The organism is Micromonospora sp. C28ISP2-4, assembly GCF_030519385.1.
GTDB classification, from domain to species: Bacteria; Actinomycetota; Actinomycetes; order Mycobacteriales; family Micromonosporaceae; genus Micromonospora; species Micromonospora tulbaghiae.
The window spans coordinates 14231-30982 of sequence record NZ_JAUMKG010000004.1; the positions used below are offsets into that span (position 1 = coordinate 14231).

15 protein-coding genes are annotated in these 16752 nt (G+C 74.2%); 8 read left to right on the forward strand and 7 right to left on the reverse strand.

Features of this window, described 5'->3' with window-relative positions:
* Positions 1 to 96 precede the first annotated feature (96 nt).
* The 6 genes from Q3W68_RS16170 to Q3W68_RS16195 are packed head-to-tail and all read right to left on the reverse strand — an operon-like array spanning position 97 to position 8227.
* The gene (locus Q3W68_RS16170) at positions 97 to 1440 is read right to left on the reverse strand and encodes a polysaccharide lyase family 1 protein (RefSeq protein WP_302906218.1); all 1344 of its coding nucleotides are present in this window, start codon (positions 1438 to 1440) and stop codon (positions 97 to 99) included.
* Between the two features lie 28 nt (positions 1441 to 1468).
* Entirely contained in the window at positions 1469 to 2635 is a 1167-nt protein-coding gene (locus tag Q3W68_RS16175) for a Gfo/Idh/MocA family protein (RefSeq protein ID WP_302906219.1), read from the reverse strand.
* A 40-nt stretch (positions 2636 to 2675) separates the two neighbouring features.
* Positions 2676 to 4160, reverse strand: a complete 1485-nt coding sequence (locus Q3W68_RS16180) for a mannitol dehydrogenase family protein (protein WP_302906220.1) — start codon at positions 4158 to 4160, stop codon at positions 2676 to 2678.
* The gene (locus tag Q3W68_RS16185) at positions 4151 to 5452 is read right to left on the reverse strand and encodes an enolase C-terminal domain-like protein (protein ID WP_302906221.1); all 1302 of its coding nucleotides are present in this window, start codon (positions 5450 to 5452) and stop codon (positions 4151 to 4153) included. Before Q3W68_RS16185 ends, Q3W68_RS16180 begins: the two co-directional genes overlap by 10 nt.
* On the reverse strand, positions 5449 to 6882 hold the full coding sequence (uxaC, locus tag Q3W68_RS16190) for a glucuronate isomerase (RefSeq protein ID WP_302906222.1): 1434 nt from the start codon (positions 6880 to 6882) through the stop codon (positions 5449 to 5451). The genes Q3W68_RS16185 and uxaC overlap by 4 nt, the downstream gene beginning before the upstream one ends.
* 16 nt (positions 6883 to 6898) lie before the next feature.
* Positions 6899 to 8227: a Gfo/Idh/MocA family protein gene (locus tag Q3W68_RS16195; RefSeq protein ID WP_302906223.1), complete on the reverse strand. Its 1329-nt coding sequence runs from the start codon at positions 8225 to 8227 to the stop codon at positions 6899 to 6901.
* Positions 8228 to 8468: 241 nt separating this feature from the next.
* Between Q3W68_RS16195 and Q3W68_RS16200 the strand changes: the two genes are divergently transcribed.
* The 8 genes from Q3W68_RS16200 to Q3W68_RS16235 all read left to right on the forward strand — a co-directional run bounded on the left by Q3W68_RS16200 (position 8469) and on the right by Q3W68_RS16235 (position 15988).
* Complete coding sequence (locus Q3W68_RS16200) at positions 8469 to 9515, forward strand: LacI family DNA-binding transcriptional regulator (RefSeq protein ID WP_282309921.1); 1047 nt, start codon at positions 8469 to 8471, stop codon at positions 9513 to 9515.
* A 97-nt stretch (positions 9516 to 9612) separates the two neighbouring features.
* Complete coding sequence (locus tag Q3W68_RS16205; protein WP_302906224.1) at positions 9613 to 10956, forward strand: ABC transporter substrate-binding protein; 1344 nt, start codon at positions 9613 to 9615, stop codon at positions 10954 to 10956.
* Between the two features lie 21 nt (positions 10957 to 10977).
* On the forward strand, positions 10978 to 11958 hold the full coding sequence (locus Q3W68_RS16210; protein WP_302906225.1) for a carbohydrate ABC transporter permease: 981 nt from the start codon (positions 10978 to 10980) through the stop codon (positions 11956 to 11958).
* Positions 11955 to 12821, forward strand: coding sequence for a carbohydrate ABC transporter permease (locus Q3W68_RS16215; protein WP_302906226.1), 867 nt, complete (start codon positions 11955 to 11957; stop codon positions 12819 to 12821). Before Q3W68_RS16210 ends, Q3W68_RS16215 begins: the two co-directional genes overlap by 4 nt.
* 5 nt (positions 12822 to 12826) lie before the next feature.
* Positions 12827 to 13456, forward strand: coding sequence for a hypothetical protein (locus tag Q3W68_RS16220; RefSeq protein ID WP_302906227.1), 630 nt, complete (start codon positions 12827 to 12829; stop codon positions 13454 to 13456).
* Positions 13453 to 14349: a PmoA family protein gene (locus tag Q3W68_RS16225; RefSeq protein WP_302906228.1), complete on the forward strand. Its 897-nt coding sequence runs from the start codon at positions 13453 to 13455 to the stop codon at positions 14347 to 14349. Before Q3W68_RS16220 ends, Q3W68_RS16225 begins: the two co-directional genes overlap by 4 nt.
* A gap of 65 nt (positions 14350 to 14414) precedes the next feature.
* The gene (locus tag Q3W68_RS16230; RefSeq protein ID WP_302906229.1) at positions 14415 to 15377 is read left to right on the forward strand and encodes a sugar kinase; all 963 of its coding nucleotides are present in this window, start codon (positions 14415 to 14417) and stop codon (positions 15375 to 15377) included.
* On the forward strand, positions 15374 to 15988 hold the full coding sequence (locus Q3W68_RS16235) for a bifunctional 4-hydroxy-2-oxoglutarate aldolase/2-dehydro-3-deoxy-phosphogluconate aldolase (protein WP_302906230.1): 615 nt from the start codon (positions 15374 to 15376) through the stop codon (positions 15986 to 15988). The genes Q3W68_RS16230 and Q3W68_RS16235 overlap by 4 nt, the downstream gene beginning before the upstream one ends.
* Here the strand turns inward: Q3W68_RS16235 and Q3W68_RS16240 are convergent.
* Positions 15981 to 16745, reverse strand: coding sequence for a hypothetical protein (locus Q3W68_RS16240; protein ID WP_302906231.1), 765 nt, complete (start codon positions 16743 to 16745; stop codon positions 15981 to 15983). The genes Q3W68_RS16235 and Q3W68_RS16240 overlap by 8 nt on opposite strands.
* Between the last annotated feature and the right edge of the window lie 7 nt (positions 16746 to 16752).

Sequence of the window (16752 nt, forward strand, 5' to 3'; positions counted from 1 at the left end):
TCGGGGGCGGCGTGTCAGCCGCCGGGCCGGTGACGGCACCGGGCCGGCGTCCCGAGGAGGACACCGGCCCGGTCGCCGGGGTGGGCCCGGCGGAGGTCAGAGCGGCAGCCGGCCGGCGCCGGCCCAGGCGTCGACGACGAACGGGACCAGCGGGGCCGGCAGCGGCCGGGCGGCGCGCAGCGTGGGCGTCCATCCGGCGTCACCGCCGAGGTCCGGCTCGTGGGCGGCGTTGTACGCGGCGAGCAGGTCCACCGGCCGGGGCAGGCGGTCACCCTGCCGGACCCAGCTGCCCCGCTCGGTGAGCGCGGTGCCGCCCCAGTCGTACAGCAGGTCGGCCGGGGTGGTGTCGCCGGTGAGCGTGAAGAAGTTGTCCTCCGCGTACAGGGCGGACTGCACACCCACGCCGAGGGCGTACGCGAAGCCGGGCCCGCCGAGCCGGTAGTGGTTCTCGTGCACGTCGACCTGGCCGAACCGCACCCGGGGCAGCCGTTGCAGCGTGCCGTCGAACAGGTTGTGCCGCACGGTCACGTTCAGCCTGCCCACGTCCGGGCCGACGGTGTTCGACGAGCCGATGAGCATCACCTTGTCCCGGCCGGTGAACCGGTTCCAGGAGGCGGTGACCAGGCTGGCGGTGTGCGTGACGTCCAGCGAGCCGTCGTGCACCTGCCAGGGCCGCCCGAAGTAGACGGGCTGCGCGCTGTCCGGGTTGTCGCCGTCGGTGAACGTGTTGTGGTCGATCCAGACGTGCTCGCTGCGCCGCACCGAGATCTGGTCGTACTGGGAGTTCCAGTTGCCGGTGTCGCCGTCGGTCGGGGACCAGGCCGGGAAGCAGTCCCGGGCGTCGGCGAACTCGATGTTGCGCACGATCACGTTGTCCACCCGGTCGATCATCAGCGTCAGGCCGGTGAGCCGGGCGCCGCGCAGCCCGATGATCGTGGTGTTGGAGCCGACGTTGATCTGGGTCTGCCGCGTCTGGTTGGCCACCGACCGCACCCGGGCGGCCTCCAGCGGCCCGCTCGGGCTCACCCGGCCCCAGGTCGCCGGGTCGTACGCGGCCAGGTAGGCGGGCAGCGAGTACTCCGGGTCGGCCAGGTCGGCGCAGTCCAGTGGCGTGCCGTCCGGTCCTTCGAAACCGTCGACGGTTCCGGCCACGTACACGATCTTGGGAGTGGCGTCGGCGGCGTTCGTGGCGTTGTCGCCGCCGAGCGCGGCGACCAGCTCGGCCCGGGTACGCACGACGCTTACCCGGTCCGGCGCGGCGGCCGACCCGCCCGTGGTGCCCGTGCCCGCGGCGGCCCAGCCGTCGTTCGCGGGAAGGGTCTGGCGGCCGATCAGTTCGGCGGCGCGGGACGGCTTGCCGGGCGCGGCCGGCGCGGGCGCGGCGGTGGTGAGGACGAGCGCGGCGGTCAGCGCCGCGACGACTGCGGTTCGGGTACGCATGGCTCGTTCCGTTCTCCTGGAGGGACATTCACTGCGCTGGCAGGTCCACCACGTACGGCTCGACCGCCCACGGCACGCCCGCCTCGGACGGCAGCACGCCGGATTCCGCGGCGGCCCGCAGCACCGCGCCGACGCCCCGCACCATCCGCACCCGCTGCGGACCGTCGCCCGCCACGCCCACCAGGTCCCCGTCGAGCAGCGTCGGAACGGGCGCGTCCCGCAGCGCGTCCAGCACCGCTGTGAACGGCTCGGTACGCGCCAGCGGCGCGATCAGCGGCGTGCCGTCCGCGCGGTGGTCGAGCAGGTTCGCCAGCAGTCCCCGCCGGCCGGGCACCGGGCGGAGCGCGTCGTCGCCGGGTAGCCGCAGCCGGTCGGTCGGGTACTCCAGCACCGCCCGCCCTTGCTCACCGGTGACCAGCACCTCCCCGGGCACGTGGTCCTCGGCGGCGAGGGTGAGCGCGGCCAGCACCGGCGGCCCGGTACGCGGGGTCAGCCGCAGCACGGTGGTGTCGTCCACCTCGATCGGTCGGACGCGGTAGCGCTCCACGGCGATCCGGGCGGGGCGTACCGGCGTGCCGGTGACCGCTTCGGCGACGGCGAGGCACTGCATGAGCGCGTGTGCGAGCGGGTTGGCGAGCGCGCCGTCGAGCGCCGGGCGGCCGTCGACGGTTCGTCGCCCGGCCCAGGGGGAGCGGGCGTAGTAGGCGTCCGGGCGTTGCCAGGCGGCCAGCGTGGCGATGCCGGTGACCGGGGCGAGCCGCGCGAGCGCGCCGGCCAGTTCGGTCAGCGCGGCCGAGCCGAGCGCCTGGAAGTTGACCTGCACGGCCCGGCCTGCGGCGTCCGCCGCTTCGGTGAGCGTCAGGTGCTCGGCGAGGTCGAGCACGGGTGGCTTCTCCAGCAGCAGGTCGGCCCCGGCGGCCAGTACGTCGAGCGCGATCGGCAGGTGGGTGTGCGGCGGCGTGCAGACCACCACCACGTCGGGCCGGGACTCGGCGAGCATGGCCCGGTGGTCGGTGCGGACGGCCGCCTCCGGCGGGACGGGTGCCTCCGGTTCGTCCTCCAGCGGGCGCACGTCGACCAGGGCGACCAGGCGCGCCCGCCCGGCCGCGTGCAGCGCCGCGATGGTCCGCCGGTGCCAGCGGCCGTGCCCGTTCGCCCCGACCAGCGCCACCCGAGGCGGCCCGCCGCCGCTCACCGGCCACCCCCGGCGGGTCGCCGCCCACCCGGCGCGCCGGTCACCGGGCGTCCGCCAGCGTGGCCCGGACGCCGTGGCGTTCCAGCGCGGTGAGCCAGCCGGTCACGTCGGCGCGGACCTCGTCGTCGGCGGCCAGGTCGGGCGGGAACACCTCGCGCAGCGCGAAGACCGCGTCCACCACCCCGGCCGGGGTGTGCGCTCCGGCAGCGAGGGCGGCGCGCAGCCGGTCGGCGAGCGGGTCGTCCAGCGGCAGCGGCCGGCCGTCGTCGGCGTACCCGAGCAGGAACCGCAGCCACGCGGCCACCACGAGCGCGCTCCACCGCGCCGACCGGCCGGCCGCGCGCAGGTCGGCGATGGTGTGCAGCACCCGCTGCGGCAGCTTCTGCGAACCGTCCATGGCGACCTGCGCCGTGCGGTGCCGGATCGCCGGGTTGCCGAAGCGGGCGAGCACCTGTTCGCCGTAGTCGGCCACGTCGACGCCGGGTGGCGGGGTGAAGCTGGGCGCGATCTCCTCGGTGACCAGCCGGCGCAGCACCGCGTCCAGGTGCGGCAGCGTCAGCGCCTCGGCCACCGTCTCCGCGCCGGCGAGCGCACCGAGGTACGCGGTGGCGGAGTGCACGCCGTTGAGCGCCCGCAGTTTCAGCCGCTCCCACGGGCCGGCGTCGCCGGTGAGGATCGCGCCGGAGCGTTCCCAGGCCGGGCGGCCGCCGGGGAAGTCGTCCTCGATCACCCACTGCGACCACGGTTCGGCGGCGACCGCCGCCAGGTCGGTCACGCCGAGCGCCCGCCGGGCGGTGTCCCGCGTGGCGTCGGTGCTGGCCGGCACGATCCGGTCCACCATGGTGCCGGGGCAGGTCACCGCCGTGAGCACCCGTTCGGCGCTCGCGTCCGGCACCCGGGCCAGCGCGAGGCACTGCTCGACCAGACCGCGCAGCCGCCGCCCGTTTGCGGGCAGGTTGTCGCAGCTCACCAGCGCGATCGGCCCGGCGTCGGCGGCGGCACGGGCGAGCAGCCCGCGCACCAGCAGACCCGGCACGGTACGCGGGGGACGGCCGGTCGTCAGGTCGGCGGTCAGGTCCGCGTCCACTGTCAGCGCGGCGGTCACCGGGTCCAGCCGGTACGCCTTCTCGGTCACCGTCAGCGTGACCACCCGGATCGCCGGGTCGGCGAGCAGGGCGACCACCGCGTCCGGGTCGCTGGCGGCGTGCCGTACCCCGGCGAGCGCGCCGACCACCCGGGTCGCTGCGGCGTCGGCGGCGAGCGTGGTGACGCTGAACAGGCAGTCCTGCGCGGCCAGGGCGTCGACCACTTCGGTGCTGCGCGGCGCGACGCCGATGATGCCCCAGTCGCCGCCGGCCGCGCCGACCGCCGCCTCGGTGTGCACCGCCTGGTGGGCGCGGTGGAACGCGCCGACGCCGAGGTGGACGATGCCGGCCGGCACGGTGCCGGGGCGCAGCAGCGGCCGGGACTCCCGCGGCAGGTGGCGCAGCGTGGCCAGGCCGAGCCGGTCGGCGGTCAGCGCCATACCGGGCCGTCCGGGAACCGGTATTGCGCGATCGACTCCGGGCGCATGGTGGAGCTGTAGCCGGGGGCGGTGGGCAGCAGGTAGCGCCCACCCCGGGTGCGGACCGGGTCGGTGAAGTGCTCGTGCAGGTGGTCGACGTACTCGACCATGCGGCCGTCCAGGCTCGTGCCGACCCGCAGGTGGTCGAAGATCGCGAGGTGCTGCACGTACTCGCACAGGCCCACGCCGCCGGCGTGCGGGCACACCGGCACGCCGAACTTCGCGGCCAGCAGCAGTTCGGCCAGCACCTCGTCCACGCCGCCGACCCGGCAGGCGTCGACCTGCATCACGCCGATCGCCTCGGCCTGGAGCAACTGCTTGAAGATCACCTTGTTGGCGGCGACCTCGCCGGTGGCGACCCGGCAGCGTCCGCCGGTCAGCTCGGTCACCGCGCGGGCGATCCGGGCGTGCCCGAGCACGTCGTCGGCGTGCGTGGGCTCCTCGATCCAGTACGGGTCGACAGCGGCGAGCACGCCCATCGCGGCGATCGCCTCGTCCACGTCCCACACCTGGTTGGCGTCCATCATCAGCAGCGCGTCCGGCCCGATCTCGGCCCTGATGATCCGGGCCCGCCGCAGGTCGTCCTCGATCCGCCCGCCGACCTTCATCTTCATCGCGCGCCACCCCGCGGCGTACGCGTCGCGGGTCAGCGCGCGCACCTGCTCGTCCGGGTAGCCGAGCCAGCCCACCGAGGTGGTGTACGACGGGAACCCGTCGCGTTCCAGCCCGGCGAGCCGGTCGGCCAGCCCGTCGCGTCCCTTGTCGAGGATGGCGGCGGCCTCGTCCGGGGTGAGCGCGTCGGTGATGTGGTGGAAGTCGACCGTCGCGACCAGCTCGTCGGTGGGCATCTCGGCGAGGAGGCGCCACAGCGGCTTGCCGGCCAGCTTGGCGCGCAGGTCCCAGACCGCGTTGACGAGCGCGCCGGTGGCCATGTGGATCACGCCCTTCTCCGGGCCGAGCCAGCGCAGTTGCACGTCGGCGGCCAGGGAGCGCCAGAACGCCACGGGTTCGGCGGCGATCTCGGCGACGGTGCGTCCGCGTACGTGGTGGGCGAGCGCGCGTACCGCCGCGCAGGTGATCTCGTTGCCCCGGCCGTTTGTGAACGTGAACCCGGTGCCGGTCGGTCCGCCGTCGGTGGTCAGCTCCACGTACGTGGCCGAGTAGTCGCCCCTGTTTATCGCGTCCGAGCCGTCGCCGCTCGCGGCGGTGGGGAAGCGCACGTCGTGCACCTCGACGTCGACGATTGTGGTCATGCGGGTCCGCCTCCGAACTTGAAGACCTGCTTCGGCAGCCGGTACGCCAGGTCGACGATGGTCTCGGCGGCCTCGTCCTCGGTCAGCCGGTGCTCGGCGACCAGGCGGGCGAGGAAGCCGGCGTCGACCCGGCGGGCCACGTCGTGGCGTACCGGGATGGAACAGAACGCGCGGGTGTCGTCGACGAACCCGGCGGTGTTGTAGAAGCCGGCCGTCTCGGTGACCGCCTCCCGGAACCGGCGCAGCACCTCGGGGGAGTCCAGGAACCACCAGGGCGCGCCGAGGCGCAGCGCCGCGTACCCGCCCGCAAGTGGGGCGAGTTCCCTGGTGAACGTGTCCTCGTCGAGCGTGTAGAGCACCACTGTGAGCCGTGGGTCGTTGCCGTGCGCGTCGAGCAGCGGGGCCAGGCCGTGCACGTACTCGGTGGCCTGCGGCACGTCCCCGCCCACGTCGCGGCCGTGCCGGGCGTGCAGCCAGCGGTTGTGGTTGCGCACCGCGCCCGGGTGCAGCTGCATCACCAGGCCGTCGTCGAGCGACATCCGGGCGAACTCCAGCAGCATGTGCGCCCGGAACGCCTCCGCGTCGGCCGCGTCGGCCAGTCCGCGCCGGCCCCTGTCGAACAGCGCCGCGGCCTGCGCGGAGCCGAGATCGAGGGTACGGGCGGTCGGGTGCCCGTGGTCGGTGGAGGTGGCCCCGGCGGCGGCGAACGCCTCCCGCCGGGCGCGCAGCGCGGCCAGGTATCCGGCGTACGTGCCGGTGTCCTCGCCGGAGACCTCGGCGAGCCGGTCCACGTTCGCCGCCCAGTTGCCGAACTCCATGTCCACCACGTCGTCCGGGCGGAACGTGGTGACCACCCGGCCGCCCGGACCGCCCCACCCGTCGGCGGCGAGCTTGGCGTGCCGGCCCAGGTCGTCGAGCGGCGACTCGGTGGTGGCGAGCACCTCGATGCCGAAGCGCTCGAACAGCGCCCGGGGCCGGAAACCGGGTTCGGCCAGGCGCGCGGAGAGCGCGTCGTAGACGGCGTCGGCGGTGGCCGGGCCCAGCGGCGTGTCGATGCCGAACACGTTCCGGAACGTCTGCTCCAGCCACAGCCGCGACGGGGTGCCGCGGAACAGGTGCCAGTGCGCGGCGAAGCGCCGCCAGATGGTCCGCCCGTCGGTCTCCACCGGGCTGCCGTCCACGCTGGGCACGCCCAGGTCGGCCGGGGGCACTCCCTGGCTGAGCAGCATCCGGGTCAGGTAGTGGTCGGGCACGATCAGCAGCCGGGCCGGGTCGGGGAACGGCTGGTCGTCGGCCAGCAGCGCGGGGTCGACGTGCCCGTGCGGGGAGATGATCGGCTGCTCGGCGGCGAGCGCGTACAGCTCGCGGGCCAGGGCGCGCACGCCGGGCTCGGCGGGCAGCAGCAGGTCGCCGCGGGAGATGATCGGCACAGCGAGGGCTCCTCGGTCAGGGGAGGGTGAGCAGGTCGGCGACCCGGACGGGCGCGCCGGTCTCCAGCGAGCGGTTGGCGGCCAGGCCGGTGAGCAGCGCCAGCGCGCCGTCCCGGGCGGTGGCGGCCCGGCCGAGCGGGTCGGCTTCGCCGCCGAGCAGCACCCGGGTCATCCGGGCGTCGGCGCCGCCGTGCCCGCGCCGGGTCCAGCCCTCGACCGGGATCTGGACCGGTGGCGCCCAGAACGGGCGCAGCGTGAGCCGGGCCGCGCCCTGCTCCACGGCGGCCTCGTCGCCGTGCAGCGCCGCGCCCTTGAGCGCGCCGGCGACGGCCGGGCTGACGTGGTCGCTCTCGGTCACCTCCAGTTCGAGGCGGCCCCGGCTGCCGTTGACCATCACCCGGTAGCCCTCCCAGGGGGCGTACGCGGTGAGGTGGTAGGTCATCGTGGCGCCGGTGTCGTACCGGGCGAGCACCGCCAGGTCGTCCTCGATGGTCACGCCGGGGGCGAAGACGTTGCGGTCGCGGTGGTAGCCGTCCTCGGCCTCGGCGTCGAGGTACAGCTCGCGCAGCCTCGGGTGGTCGGCCAGTCGTAGCGCGAACGGGTCGCCGTCGGCGGCGGGGGAGCCGTGCGCCCGGTCGTAGTCGCGGGCGTAGCCGTGCCGGCGGCCGTCCGCGCCGTAGAAGAACAGCCGGCCGTACGCGTGCACGTCGACCGGGCGGGCGTCGAGCCACCAGTTGACCAGGTCGAAGTGGTGGCCGGACTTGTGCACCAGCAGCCCGCCGGAGACGGACTTGTCGCGGTGCCAGCGGCGGAAGTAGTCGGCGCCGTGGCGCACGTCGAGCAGCCACTCGAAGTGCACCGACCCGATCTCGCCCACCGCGCCGTCGGCGAGCAGCCGCCGGACCTGCTCGTGCAGCGGGTTGTAGCGGTAGTTGAAGGCGACCGTCACGCGCCGGCCGGTCTCGGCGACCGCGTCCAGGATGCGGCGGCACCGTTGCGCGTCGACGGTCATCGGTTTCTCCACGACCACGTCGCAGCCGGCCCGCAGTGCCGCCGTCACGTACTCGTCGTGGGTGGCGTCCACGCTGGTCACCAGCGCCACGTCGACCCGCTCCTTCGCGAGCATGGCGGCGAAGTCGGCGGCGGCGTAGGTGGGCACCGGCGGCCGGCCCAGCTCGGTCAGCCAGCGGTTGTGCGCGTCCATCCTCCTCTGGTTGACGTCGGCGAGCGCGACCAGCTCGGCGGTGTCGGCGTGGTCGAGCGCGAGGGCACGGACGAACATCTCGGCGCGTGCCCCGGCACCCACCAGGGCGTGGCGGACCCGTTCCCGGGCCGGTGGTGACATGACGTCGGCCTCCCCGCCAGTCGGCTGCAAAGGTTTGCAGCCGAAGAAACCACGACGATGGATGCGTCGTCAACGGTTGCCGCCCAAGCCGCCCCATCCATCCGCATTGATAGGCATTCATGCACGTGGCGGGAACGCCGGCGCAATCGAGCCGCAACAATGGACCGTTGACACGGACGCAACCGTTTGCATTAATGGGCGGCACCCGTGACGCCCACCACATCGGACGAGGGAGCCCGCCGTGCCAGCCACCATCCGGGACGTCGCCCGCGCCTCCGGTGTGCACATCTCCACCGTGTCCCGGACGTTCTCGGCCCCGCACCTGGTCAACCCGGAGACCCGGGTCCGGGTGCTGGCCTGCGCGGAGGACCTCGGCTACCGGCCCAACCGGGCCGCCCGGGCCCTCATCACCGGCCGTACGCACAACATCGGCCTGATCGTGGCCGACATCGCCAACCCGTTCTTCCCGCCGCTGATCAAGGCGGCGGAGGGGCAGGCCCGGCACCGCGACTACCACGTGTTCGTGGCCGACACCAACGAGGACCCGGTCGCCGAGGAGGACCTGGTCCACGCCCTGGCCAAGCAGGTCGACGGCGTGCTGCTGTGCAGCCCCCGGATGAGCAACAGCCTGATCGAGCAGGTCAGCCGCGAGGTCCCGGTGGTGGTGATAAACCGCCAGGTCGCCGGCCTGCCCTGCGTGATGATGGACGTCGGGCAGGGCGCCCGGGCCGCGATCGAGCACCTGCTCGGGCTCGGCCACCGCCGGATCGCGCTGCTCGGCGGCCCGCGCGGCTCCTGGACCGCACGGGAGATGCGCCGCGCCGCGACCGCCGCCGCCCGGGGCGGGGGAGCGGAGCTGACAGTCCTCGGACCCAACCAGCCCACCGAGACCGGCGGCGGCGCACTCGCCGAGCAGGTACGCCGCAGCGGCGTCACCGCCGTGCTCGCCTACAACGACCTGATGGCGATCGGCCTGATCGAAGGGCTGGACGCGCTCGGGGCGCGGGTGCCGCACGACGTCAGCGTCGTCGGCGTCGACGACATCGCGTTGAGCCGGCTCACCCGCCCCAAGTTGACGACGGTGGCCACCCCTACCGCGGCCGCCGGCCGGACGGCAGTCGACATGCTGCTGCAACTGGACTCCGACGCGCCGCGCGGCGCCCGGGGCCGGGGCACGGCGGCCGGCGACCGTCGCACCACCGCACAGGTAATGCTCCAGACCGAACTGGTCGTCCGCGACTCGACCGGGCCCGTCCCCGCGCCCGGCCGGGACGGCACCGGGGCCTGAGCAGGTGGCCCGGGCCCGCACAGCACTGCGGACCCGGGCGGCCCGTGGACGGCCGCCGGTGACGTCGTCGCCTCCCACAGCCGAGGAGTGAGCGCAGATGCACCCCGCAACGTCCCCCACCGCCGGCGCACCCGCCGGGCGGGATCACCGTACCCCCCTGACCCGACGCCGGCTCGTCCGCGGCCTGGCCGCCGTCGCGCTCGCCGTGCCGCTCGCCCTGGGCGCGGCCGGCTGCGGTGACGACTCCGCCGGCGGCGACGGCGGCCCGGTCAAACTCTCCGTCTTCTGGTGGGGCGGTGAGGCCCGGGCGAAGCTCACCGAGGACGCCCTGGCCCTCTACACCAAGAAGCACCCGGAGGTGACGTTCGAGAAGACCTGGCAGGCCAACCAGGGCTACTTCGACAAGCTCGCCACGCTGACCGCCGGCGGCAACCCGCCGGACCTGTTCCAGATCGACGACAACTACCTGGCCGAGTACGCCGGCCGCAGCACCACGCTCGACCTGAGCAGCTACCGCGACTCCGGCAAGCTCGACGTGTCGAAGTTCCCCAAGAGCCTGCTGGAGTACGGCGTGGTCGACGGCAAGCTCGCCGGGGTGGCCGCCGGGGAGAACACGCAGGGCCTGGTCTACAACAAGACGCTGCTCACCAAGAACGGGCTGCCCGAGCCGACCACCGGGATGAGCTGGGAGGAGCACATCGCCTGGGCCGAGCAGGTGTCGAAGAAGACGAAGGTGCCCGGCACCCAGGATCCGAGCGCCGACTACAAGGCGCTCTGGGTGTGGCTGCGCCAGCAGGGCAAGGACCTGTACAAGGGCAAGGAACTCGGCTTCACCGCCGAGGACGTGACGAAGTGGTTCGAGCTGTGGAAGGGTGCGCGGGACCGGGGCGCCACCCCGACGCCTGATGTCATCCACGAGGGCAACGCCACCGACATCACCAAGCAACTGGTGGTCACCGGCAAGGCGGCCACCTCCTGGGTCTGGGCCAACCAGATGCCGGACCTGAAGAAGAACACCAAGGACGAGCTGGGCGTGGTCGCGTACCCGGGTGACCCGAGCGCCCAGTGGGCGCGGGCCTCGATGTACTGGTCGGTGTTCAAGGGCAGCAAGCACCGCGACGTGGCGGTCGACGTCATCAACTTCCTGAACAACGACCCGGAGGCGGTCGCGCTGCTCGGCACCGACCGTGGCCTCCCGTCCAACATGGACCTGCGGGCCAAGGTCAGCGAGACCGCCACCGACCCGGCCATGAAGCAGTCCATCCAGGTCGAGTCCGAGCTGGCGCAGAAGTTCGGCCCGTCGCCGCAGGTCCCGATCAAGGGGCACAGCAAGGTCAAGTCCGAGCTGACCAAGGCCGCCGAGAACGCCCAGTACGGCCGCGCCACCCCGGCCCAGGCGGCGGAGCAGTTCGTCACCGCCTGCAAAGCCGCGATCGCCTGACCCCACGAAAGGACCGGTCCCGTGGCTCTCACCACGGCGCCCGCCCGGACCGACCGGACCGGACCGGCCGGCCCTCGCCGCACGCGGCGCGGGGCCGGCCGGGCCCGGCTCGGCGAGGGTCTGGCCGGGTACTTCTTCCTCTCGCCCTGGCTCATCGGACTGATGGGCGTCACGGCGATTCCGATGCTGCTCTCGCTCTGGCTGAGCTTCACCGACTACGACATCCTCACGCCGCTGTCCGAGGTGCGGTGGGTCGGGCTGGCCAACTACGAGCGGATGTTCACCGCCGACCCGTCGTACTGGCACGCGGTGCGGGTCACGCTGACGTTCGCGCTGATCGCGGTGCCGCTGAAGCTGGCCGCCGCGCTCGGCGTGGCACTGCTGCTCAACCGCGCCTGGCGCGGCGTCGGGCTGTTCCGCAGCCTGTTCTACCTGCCGTCACTGCTCGGCGGCAGCGTCGCGCTGGCCATCGTCTGGGTCAACATGTTCAACCGGGACGGCGCGTTCAACTCGTTCCTCGCCCTGTTCGGCGTCGAAGGGCTGCCCTGGGTCGCCGACCCGGACTGGGCGCTGGAGACGCTGATGGTGCTGGCGATCTGGCAGTTCGGCGCACCCATGGTGATCTTCCTGGCCGGGCTCAAGCAGGTGCCCACTGAGCTGTACGAGGCGGCGGCGGTGGACGGCGCCGGGGCGTGGCGGCGCTTCCGCGCGGTCACGCTGCCCATGCTCTCCCCGGTGATCTTCTTCAACCTGGTGCTGGAGACCATCAACGGCTTCCAGGGCTTCACCGCCGCGTTCGTGCTCAGCAACGGCACCGGCGGCCCGGTCGACTCCACGCTGATGTACACGCTGAAGCTCTACATCTCCGGCTTCACCGACCTGGAGATGGGCTACGCGTCGGCGATGGCGTGGGTCTTCCTGGTGGCGATCGGCGTGGTCACCGCCGTCTTCTTCAGCACCGGCCGGTTCTGGGTGCACTACTCGGACGGAGACGACTCATGACGGCGCTCGCAGCCGGCCGCCGCCCGGGCGGCGGCCGGAACGTCCTGCGGATCGTGGTGCTCGTGGCGATCGTCGCGGTGGTGCTCTATCCGCTGTTCTGGATGCTCGGCACCTCGGTCAAGTCGCAGGCCGAGATCGTCAACAACGTCGGCCTGCTGCCGGAGCGGTTCACCCCGGGCAACTACCTCGACGGCTGGACCAACTTCGACATCAGCTTCGGCCGGTTCTTCCTCAACAGCGCGCTGGTCAGCGGGCTGACAGTGGTCGGCAACGCGCTGTCCTGCCTGCTCGCCGCGTACGCCCTGGGACGGCTGCGGTTCCGGCTGCGCAAGCTGTGGTTCACCGTCATGATCGGGACGCTGCTGCTGCCCGGGCACGTGCTGATCGTGCCGCAGTACATCCTGTTCCGCAGCCTCGGCCTGGTCGGCGGCGACTGGCCGTACCTGCCGCTGCTGGTGCCGCAGTTCCTGGCCACCGAGGCGTTCTTCGTCTTCCTCATGGTGCAGTTCATGCGCGGCATCCCGCGCGAGCTGGACGAGGCGGCCACCATCGACGGCGCGTCCCCGTACGGCGTCTTCCGGCACGTCATCCTGCCGCTGAGCCGCCCGGCGCTGGTCACCACGGCGATCTTCTCGTTCATCTGGACCTGGAACGACTTCTTCCGCCAGCTGGTGTTCCTGTCCAACCTGGAGGGCTACACCGTCCCGGTGGCGCTGACCCTGTTCATCGACTCGACCAGCCAGAGCGCCGTCGGCCCGATGTTCGCCATGTCGGTGCTGTCGCTGCTGCCGGTGTTCCTGTTCTTCCTGGCCTTCCAGCGGATGCTCGTCGAGGGCATCAACACCAGCGGGCTGAAGGGATGACCGCCGTGTCCGCACACGCCGCGCCCACCGACGCCGTACCCGCCCGTGCCGACTGGCGGGACACGCTGCGCGAGGCGACCGACCTGGCGCTGCTCGGCTTCGCCGTGGCGCTCGCCGCGCTGCCACTGCTCACGCTCGCCCCGGCGCTCGCCACCGCCAGTGCCGCGCTGCACGACCGCGCGGTCACCGGGTCCTGGCCCGGCGTGCGGACCAGCCTCGCCCGGTTCGGCCGCGCGCTGCTCGCCGGGCTGGCGGTCAGCGTCGTCGCGCTCGCCGCCGCCGCGCTGCTCGCCGCCGACCTGGTCGCGGTCGCCACCGGCCGGGTGCCCGGCGGCGGGCCCGCGCTCGCGCTCACCGCCGTCGTGGTGGCGGTCCTGCTCGGGTACGCGGGCCTGGTCGCCGTAGCGGTCGGGCGCAGCGGGGGCCGGGGCTGGCGGGCGGCAGCTCGCCGGGTGGCGCGCACCTGCCCGCAGCGCCCCGGCACCTGGGCCGCCGCCTCCGGCGTCTGCGCGCTCGCCGTGCTGCTGGGCGTGCTGGTCACGCCGGCCGCGGTGCCGATCCTCGGCGGGTACGCCCTCGCCGCCCTGCACGCGCTGGACGCCCGCCGCCCGGTCCCCGCCCCGGACCCGTCATGACCGCCGAACCCCGTTCCGCCGCCGCCGAGTCGAGCCCTGCCGGGACCGACGCCGAACCCCGGCTCGTCGTGGGCGGTGCCGAGGTGGCCCGGTACCTGGTCCGGCCCGACCTGGACCCGCGCCACGGCCCTCGGCCGTACCTGCATCCGGTGCGGACCCGGGCCGGCACGCCGGTGACCGACGCGCTCCCCGCCGACCACGTCTGGCACCTCGGCGCGTCGTTGGCCGTGCAGGACGTGGACGGCGTCAACCTGTGGGGCGGCCGGACGTACGTGCGCGGCACCGGTTACACCTGGCGCGACGACCACGGCGTCATCGCGCACACCGGCTGGCGGGACCGGGCCGCCGACCGGCTCGACCACGACCTGGAGTGGCGGGACCGGCACGGCCGGGTGCTGCTGCGCGAGCACCGCCGGATCACCGCCGCGCCGGCCGGTGAGGACGCCTGGTGGCTGGACCTGACCGCCACGCTCACCGCCGCGACCGGTGCGGACGTGCACCTGGGCAGCCCGGCGACGAACGGCCGCCCGGGCGGCGCCGGGTACGGCGGCTTCTTCTGGCGTGCCGTGGCGGACGGGGAACCGCTGGTGCGCACCGCCGACGCGGAAGGCGAGGAGGCGGTCAACGGCTCGGCCGCGCCCTGGCTGGCGCTGTCCGCCACCGCGCCGGGTGGCGGCGCGTACACGCTGGTGTTCACCGGTCTGGGGCCGGGCGACAGGTGGTTCGTGCGCACCGCTATGTACCCGGGCGTCTGCGTCGCATACGCGTTCGACAGCCCGGCGGTCGTCGCGGCCGGGCAACCCCGGCGCAACCGGCACCGCGTGCTCGTCGCCGACGGCCACCTCGACCCGGCCGACATCGCGGCCCGGCTGGACGCGGCGGTCACCCGGTGAACGGGCCGGTTGGTGCCGCGGTCGCGGACGGAGGCGGCACCGGGAGCGGGCCCGAGGTGGTCTGCGTGGGCGAGACGATGGTGGTGCTCGCCCCTGATGACGGCGGGCCGCTGGAGCACGCCGCGCGGCTGACGGTCGGCGTCGGCGGCGCGGAGTCCAACGTGGCGGCCGGGCTGGCCCGGCTCGGGCACCGCGCGGCGTGGGTCAGCCGGGTCGGCGACGACCCGTTCGGGCGGCGGGTGGTGGCCGAGGTCGCCGCCGCGGGCGTGGACGTCTCAGCGGTCGCCGTGGATCCGGACGCGCCGACCGGCCTCTACCTGAAGGATCCCGGGCCGGACGGCACCCGCGTGCACTACCACCGCGCGGGATCGGCCGCGAGCCGCCTCGGCGTGCCGGACCTCGGGCGTCCCGGGTTGGCCGGGGCGCGCCTGCTGCACCTGTCCGGGATCACGGCCGCGCTCTCCGGCACCTGCCGTGACCTGCTGGAGCAGGCGCTGGCCGGGCGCACGCTGCCCGGCGCCCGGGTCAGCTTCGACGTGAACCACCGGCCGGCGCTCTGGCCCGCCGCGCGGGCCGCGCCGGTCCTGCGTGACCTGGCCGACCGCGCCGACGTGGTGCTCGTCGGGCTGGACGAGGCGACCACACTCTGGTCGGTCGCGGACGCGGCGGCCGTTCGTGCGCTGCTGCCCGGCCCGGAGCTGGTGGTGGTCAAGGACGGGCCGGTCGGCGCGACGGCGCTGCCGCGTACCGGGCCGGCGGTGTTCGTGCCGGCGTTGCCGGTGGACGTGGTGGAGCCGGTCGGGGCCGGGGACGCGTTCGCCGCCGGGTTCCTCTCCGGACTGCTGCGCGACCTCGACCTGCGAGCCTGCCTGCGGCTGGGTCACCTGACCGCCGCGCCGGTGCTGGCCGTGCCGGGCGACACCGCGCCGCCACCGGACCCGGAGACGATCACCCGGGCGCTGGCGCTGCCGGACGAGGCGTGGACCGAGCAGGCCCCGGCGCAGTGCGGGGAAGGGAGCGGGAGATGAGCGGGCACGACTTCGAGGCGCTGTTCGGCGGCGCGCGGGTGATGGTGATCCTGCGTGACCTGCCGGCCGGCGAGACGGTCCGGCTGGCGGAACTGGCCTGGGATCTCGGCATCGCCGTGGTGGAGGTGCCCATCCGTACCCCGGAAGCGGTGCCGGCGCTGCGCGCCACGGTTACCGCCGGGCGGCGGCGGGACCGGATCGTCGGCGCGGGCACTGTGCGCACCCCGGCGCAGGTCCACGACGCGGTGGCCGCGGGGGCGGCGTTCACAGTGGCGCCCGGCCTGGACCTGGCGGTGGCCGACGCGGCGGCTGGTCTCGGCGTGCCGCACCTGCCGGGCGTGGCCACACCGACCGAGGCGCAACGGGCGCTCGACCACGGCCTGGTGTGGCTCAAGGCGTTCCCGGCGGTCAGCCTCGGCCCGGCCTGGTTCCGGGCGGTGGCCGGGCCGCTGCCGGAGGCCCGGTTCGTGGCCACCGGCGGCGTCGACGCCGGCAACGCGGGTGACTTCCTCGCCGCCGGGGCGCGGGTGGTGGCGGTGGGGTCGGCGCTCACCGATCCGGCGCAACTGCCGCGCCTGGCCACGCTCGCGGCCGGCGGGCCGGTCACCTGACCGTACGGCCGGACGTGGTGGCGGTGGTCCGGACCGCCTTGACGATCGCCGGGATCGACCCGATCAGCAGCACCACCGCCCAGATCAGCGCCACCACTGCGAACACCACGGCGCCCAGGTCGTCGAGGATGCTGACCAGGATGACCGGCACCAGGCCGTGCAGGAACTGCAGCGCCACTGTGCACAGCAGCGTGGTCAGCGCCAGCGCGACGAGGCCCTTGTTGCGCAGGAACCGGGGCTGGGCCGCGAGCAGCAGCGCGGCCCAGACCAGTTTGAGCAGCAGCGCCAGCCCGAGCAGCACCGCCGCGTCGTCGACCGGGAAGAACCCCCACACCGCGAGGTACGCGAGCGTGCCGAACGGCGGGGCCAGGAACAGCGAGACCATCACCGTCAGCTCGACGAACGCGACGATCAGCACGACCAGCGAGACCAGCAGCAGCACGATCGAGAAGACGAGCGTGGCCACGCCCTGCACCCGGCCGTGCATCCGCTCGGGCAGCACCAGGCTCAGGCAGAACAGCGCTGTCGTCCAGAGCGCCACCACGTCGATCAGCGCCAGGTAGCCGATGCCCCGCCCGGACGGCTCGGACACCCCGCCGACGTCACCCAGCTCGACGCCGAGCCGGCCGGCGTTGTCCCGCAGCGCGCCGCTCGCGTCCCCGCCGCCGGTCAGCGCCGCCGCGCCCAGTTCCACGCCGACGACGAGCGCCACCGCGAGCAGGGCCAGCAGCAGGAACGGCTTGCGCAACTCACCCATGCCGCGT

Coding starts and splice junctions, on each gene's coding strand:
- Q3W68_RS16170 (WP_302906218.1), bottom strand. CDS start 1,440: ATGCGTACCCGAACCGCAGTCGTCGCGGCGCTGACCGCCGCGCTCGTC.
- Q3W68_RS16180 (WP_302906220.1), bottom strand. CDS start 4,160: ATGGCGCTGACCGCCGACCGGCTCGGCCTGGCCACGCTGCGCCACCTG.
- Q3W68_RS16185 (WP_302906221.1), bottom strand. CDS start 5,452: ATGACCACAATCGTCGACGTCGAGGTGCACGACGTGCGCTTCCCCACC.
- Q3W68_RS16195 (WP_302906223.1), bottom strand. CDS start 8,227: ATGTCACCACCGGCCCGGGAACGGGTCCGCCACGCCCTGGTGGGTGCC.
- Q3W68_RS16205 (WP_302906224.1), top strand. CDS start 9,613: ATGCACCCCGCAACGTCCCCCACCGCCGGCGCACCCGCCGGGCGGGAT.
- Q3W68_RS16215 (WP_302906226.1), top strand. CDS start 11,955: ATGACGGCGCTCGCAGCCGGCCGCCGCCCGGGCGGCGGCCGGAACGTC.
- Q3W68_RS16225 (WP_302906228.1), top strand. CDS start 13,453: ATGACCGCCGAACCCCGTTCCGCCGCCGCCGAGTCGAGCCCTGCCGGG.
- Q3W68_RS16235 (WP_302906230.1), top strand. CDS start 15,374: ATGAGCGGGCACGACTTCGAGGCGCTGTTCGGCGGCGCGCGGGTGATG.
- Q3W68_RS16240 (WP_302906231.1), bottom strand. CDS start 16,745: ATGGGTGAGTTGCGCAAGCCGTTCCTGCTGCTGGCCCTGCTCGCGGTG.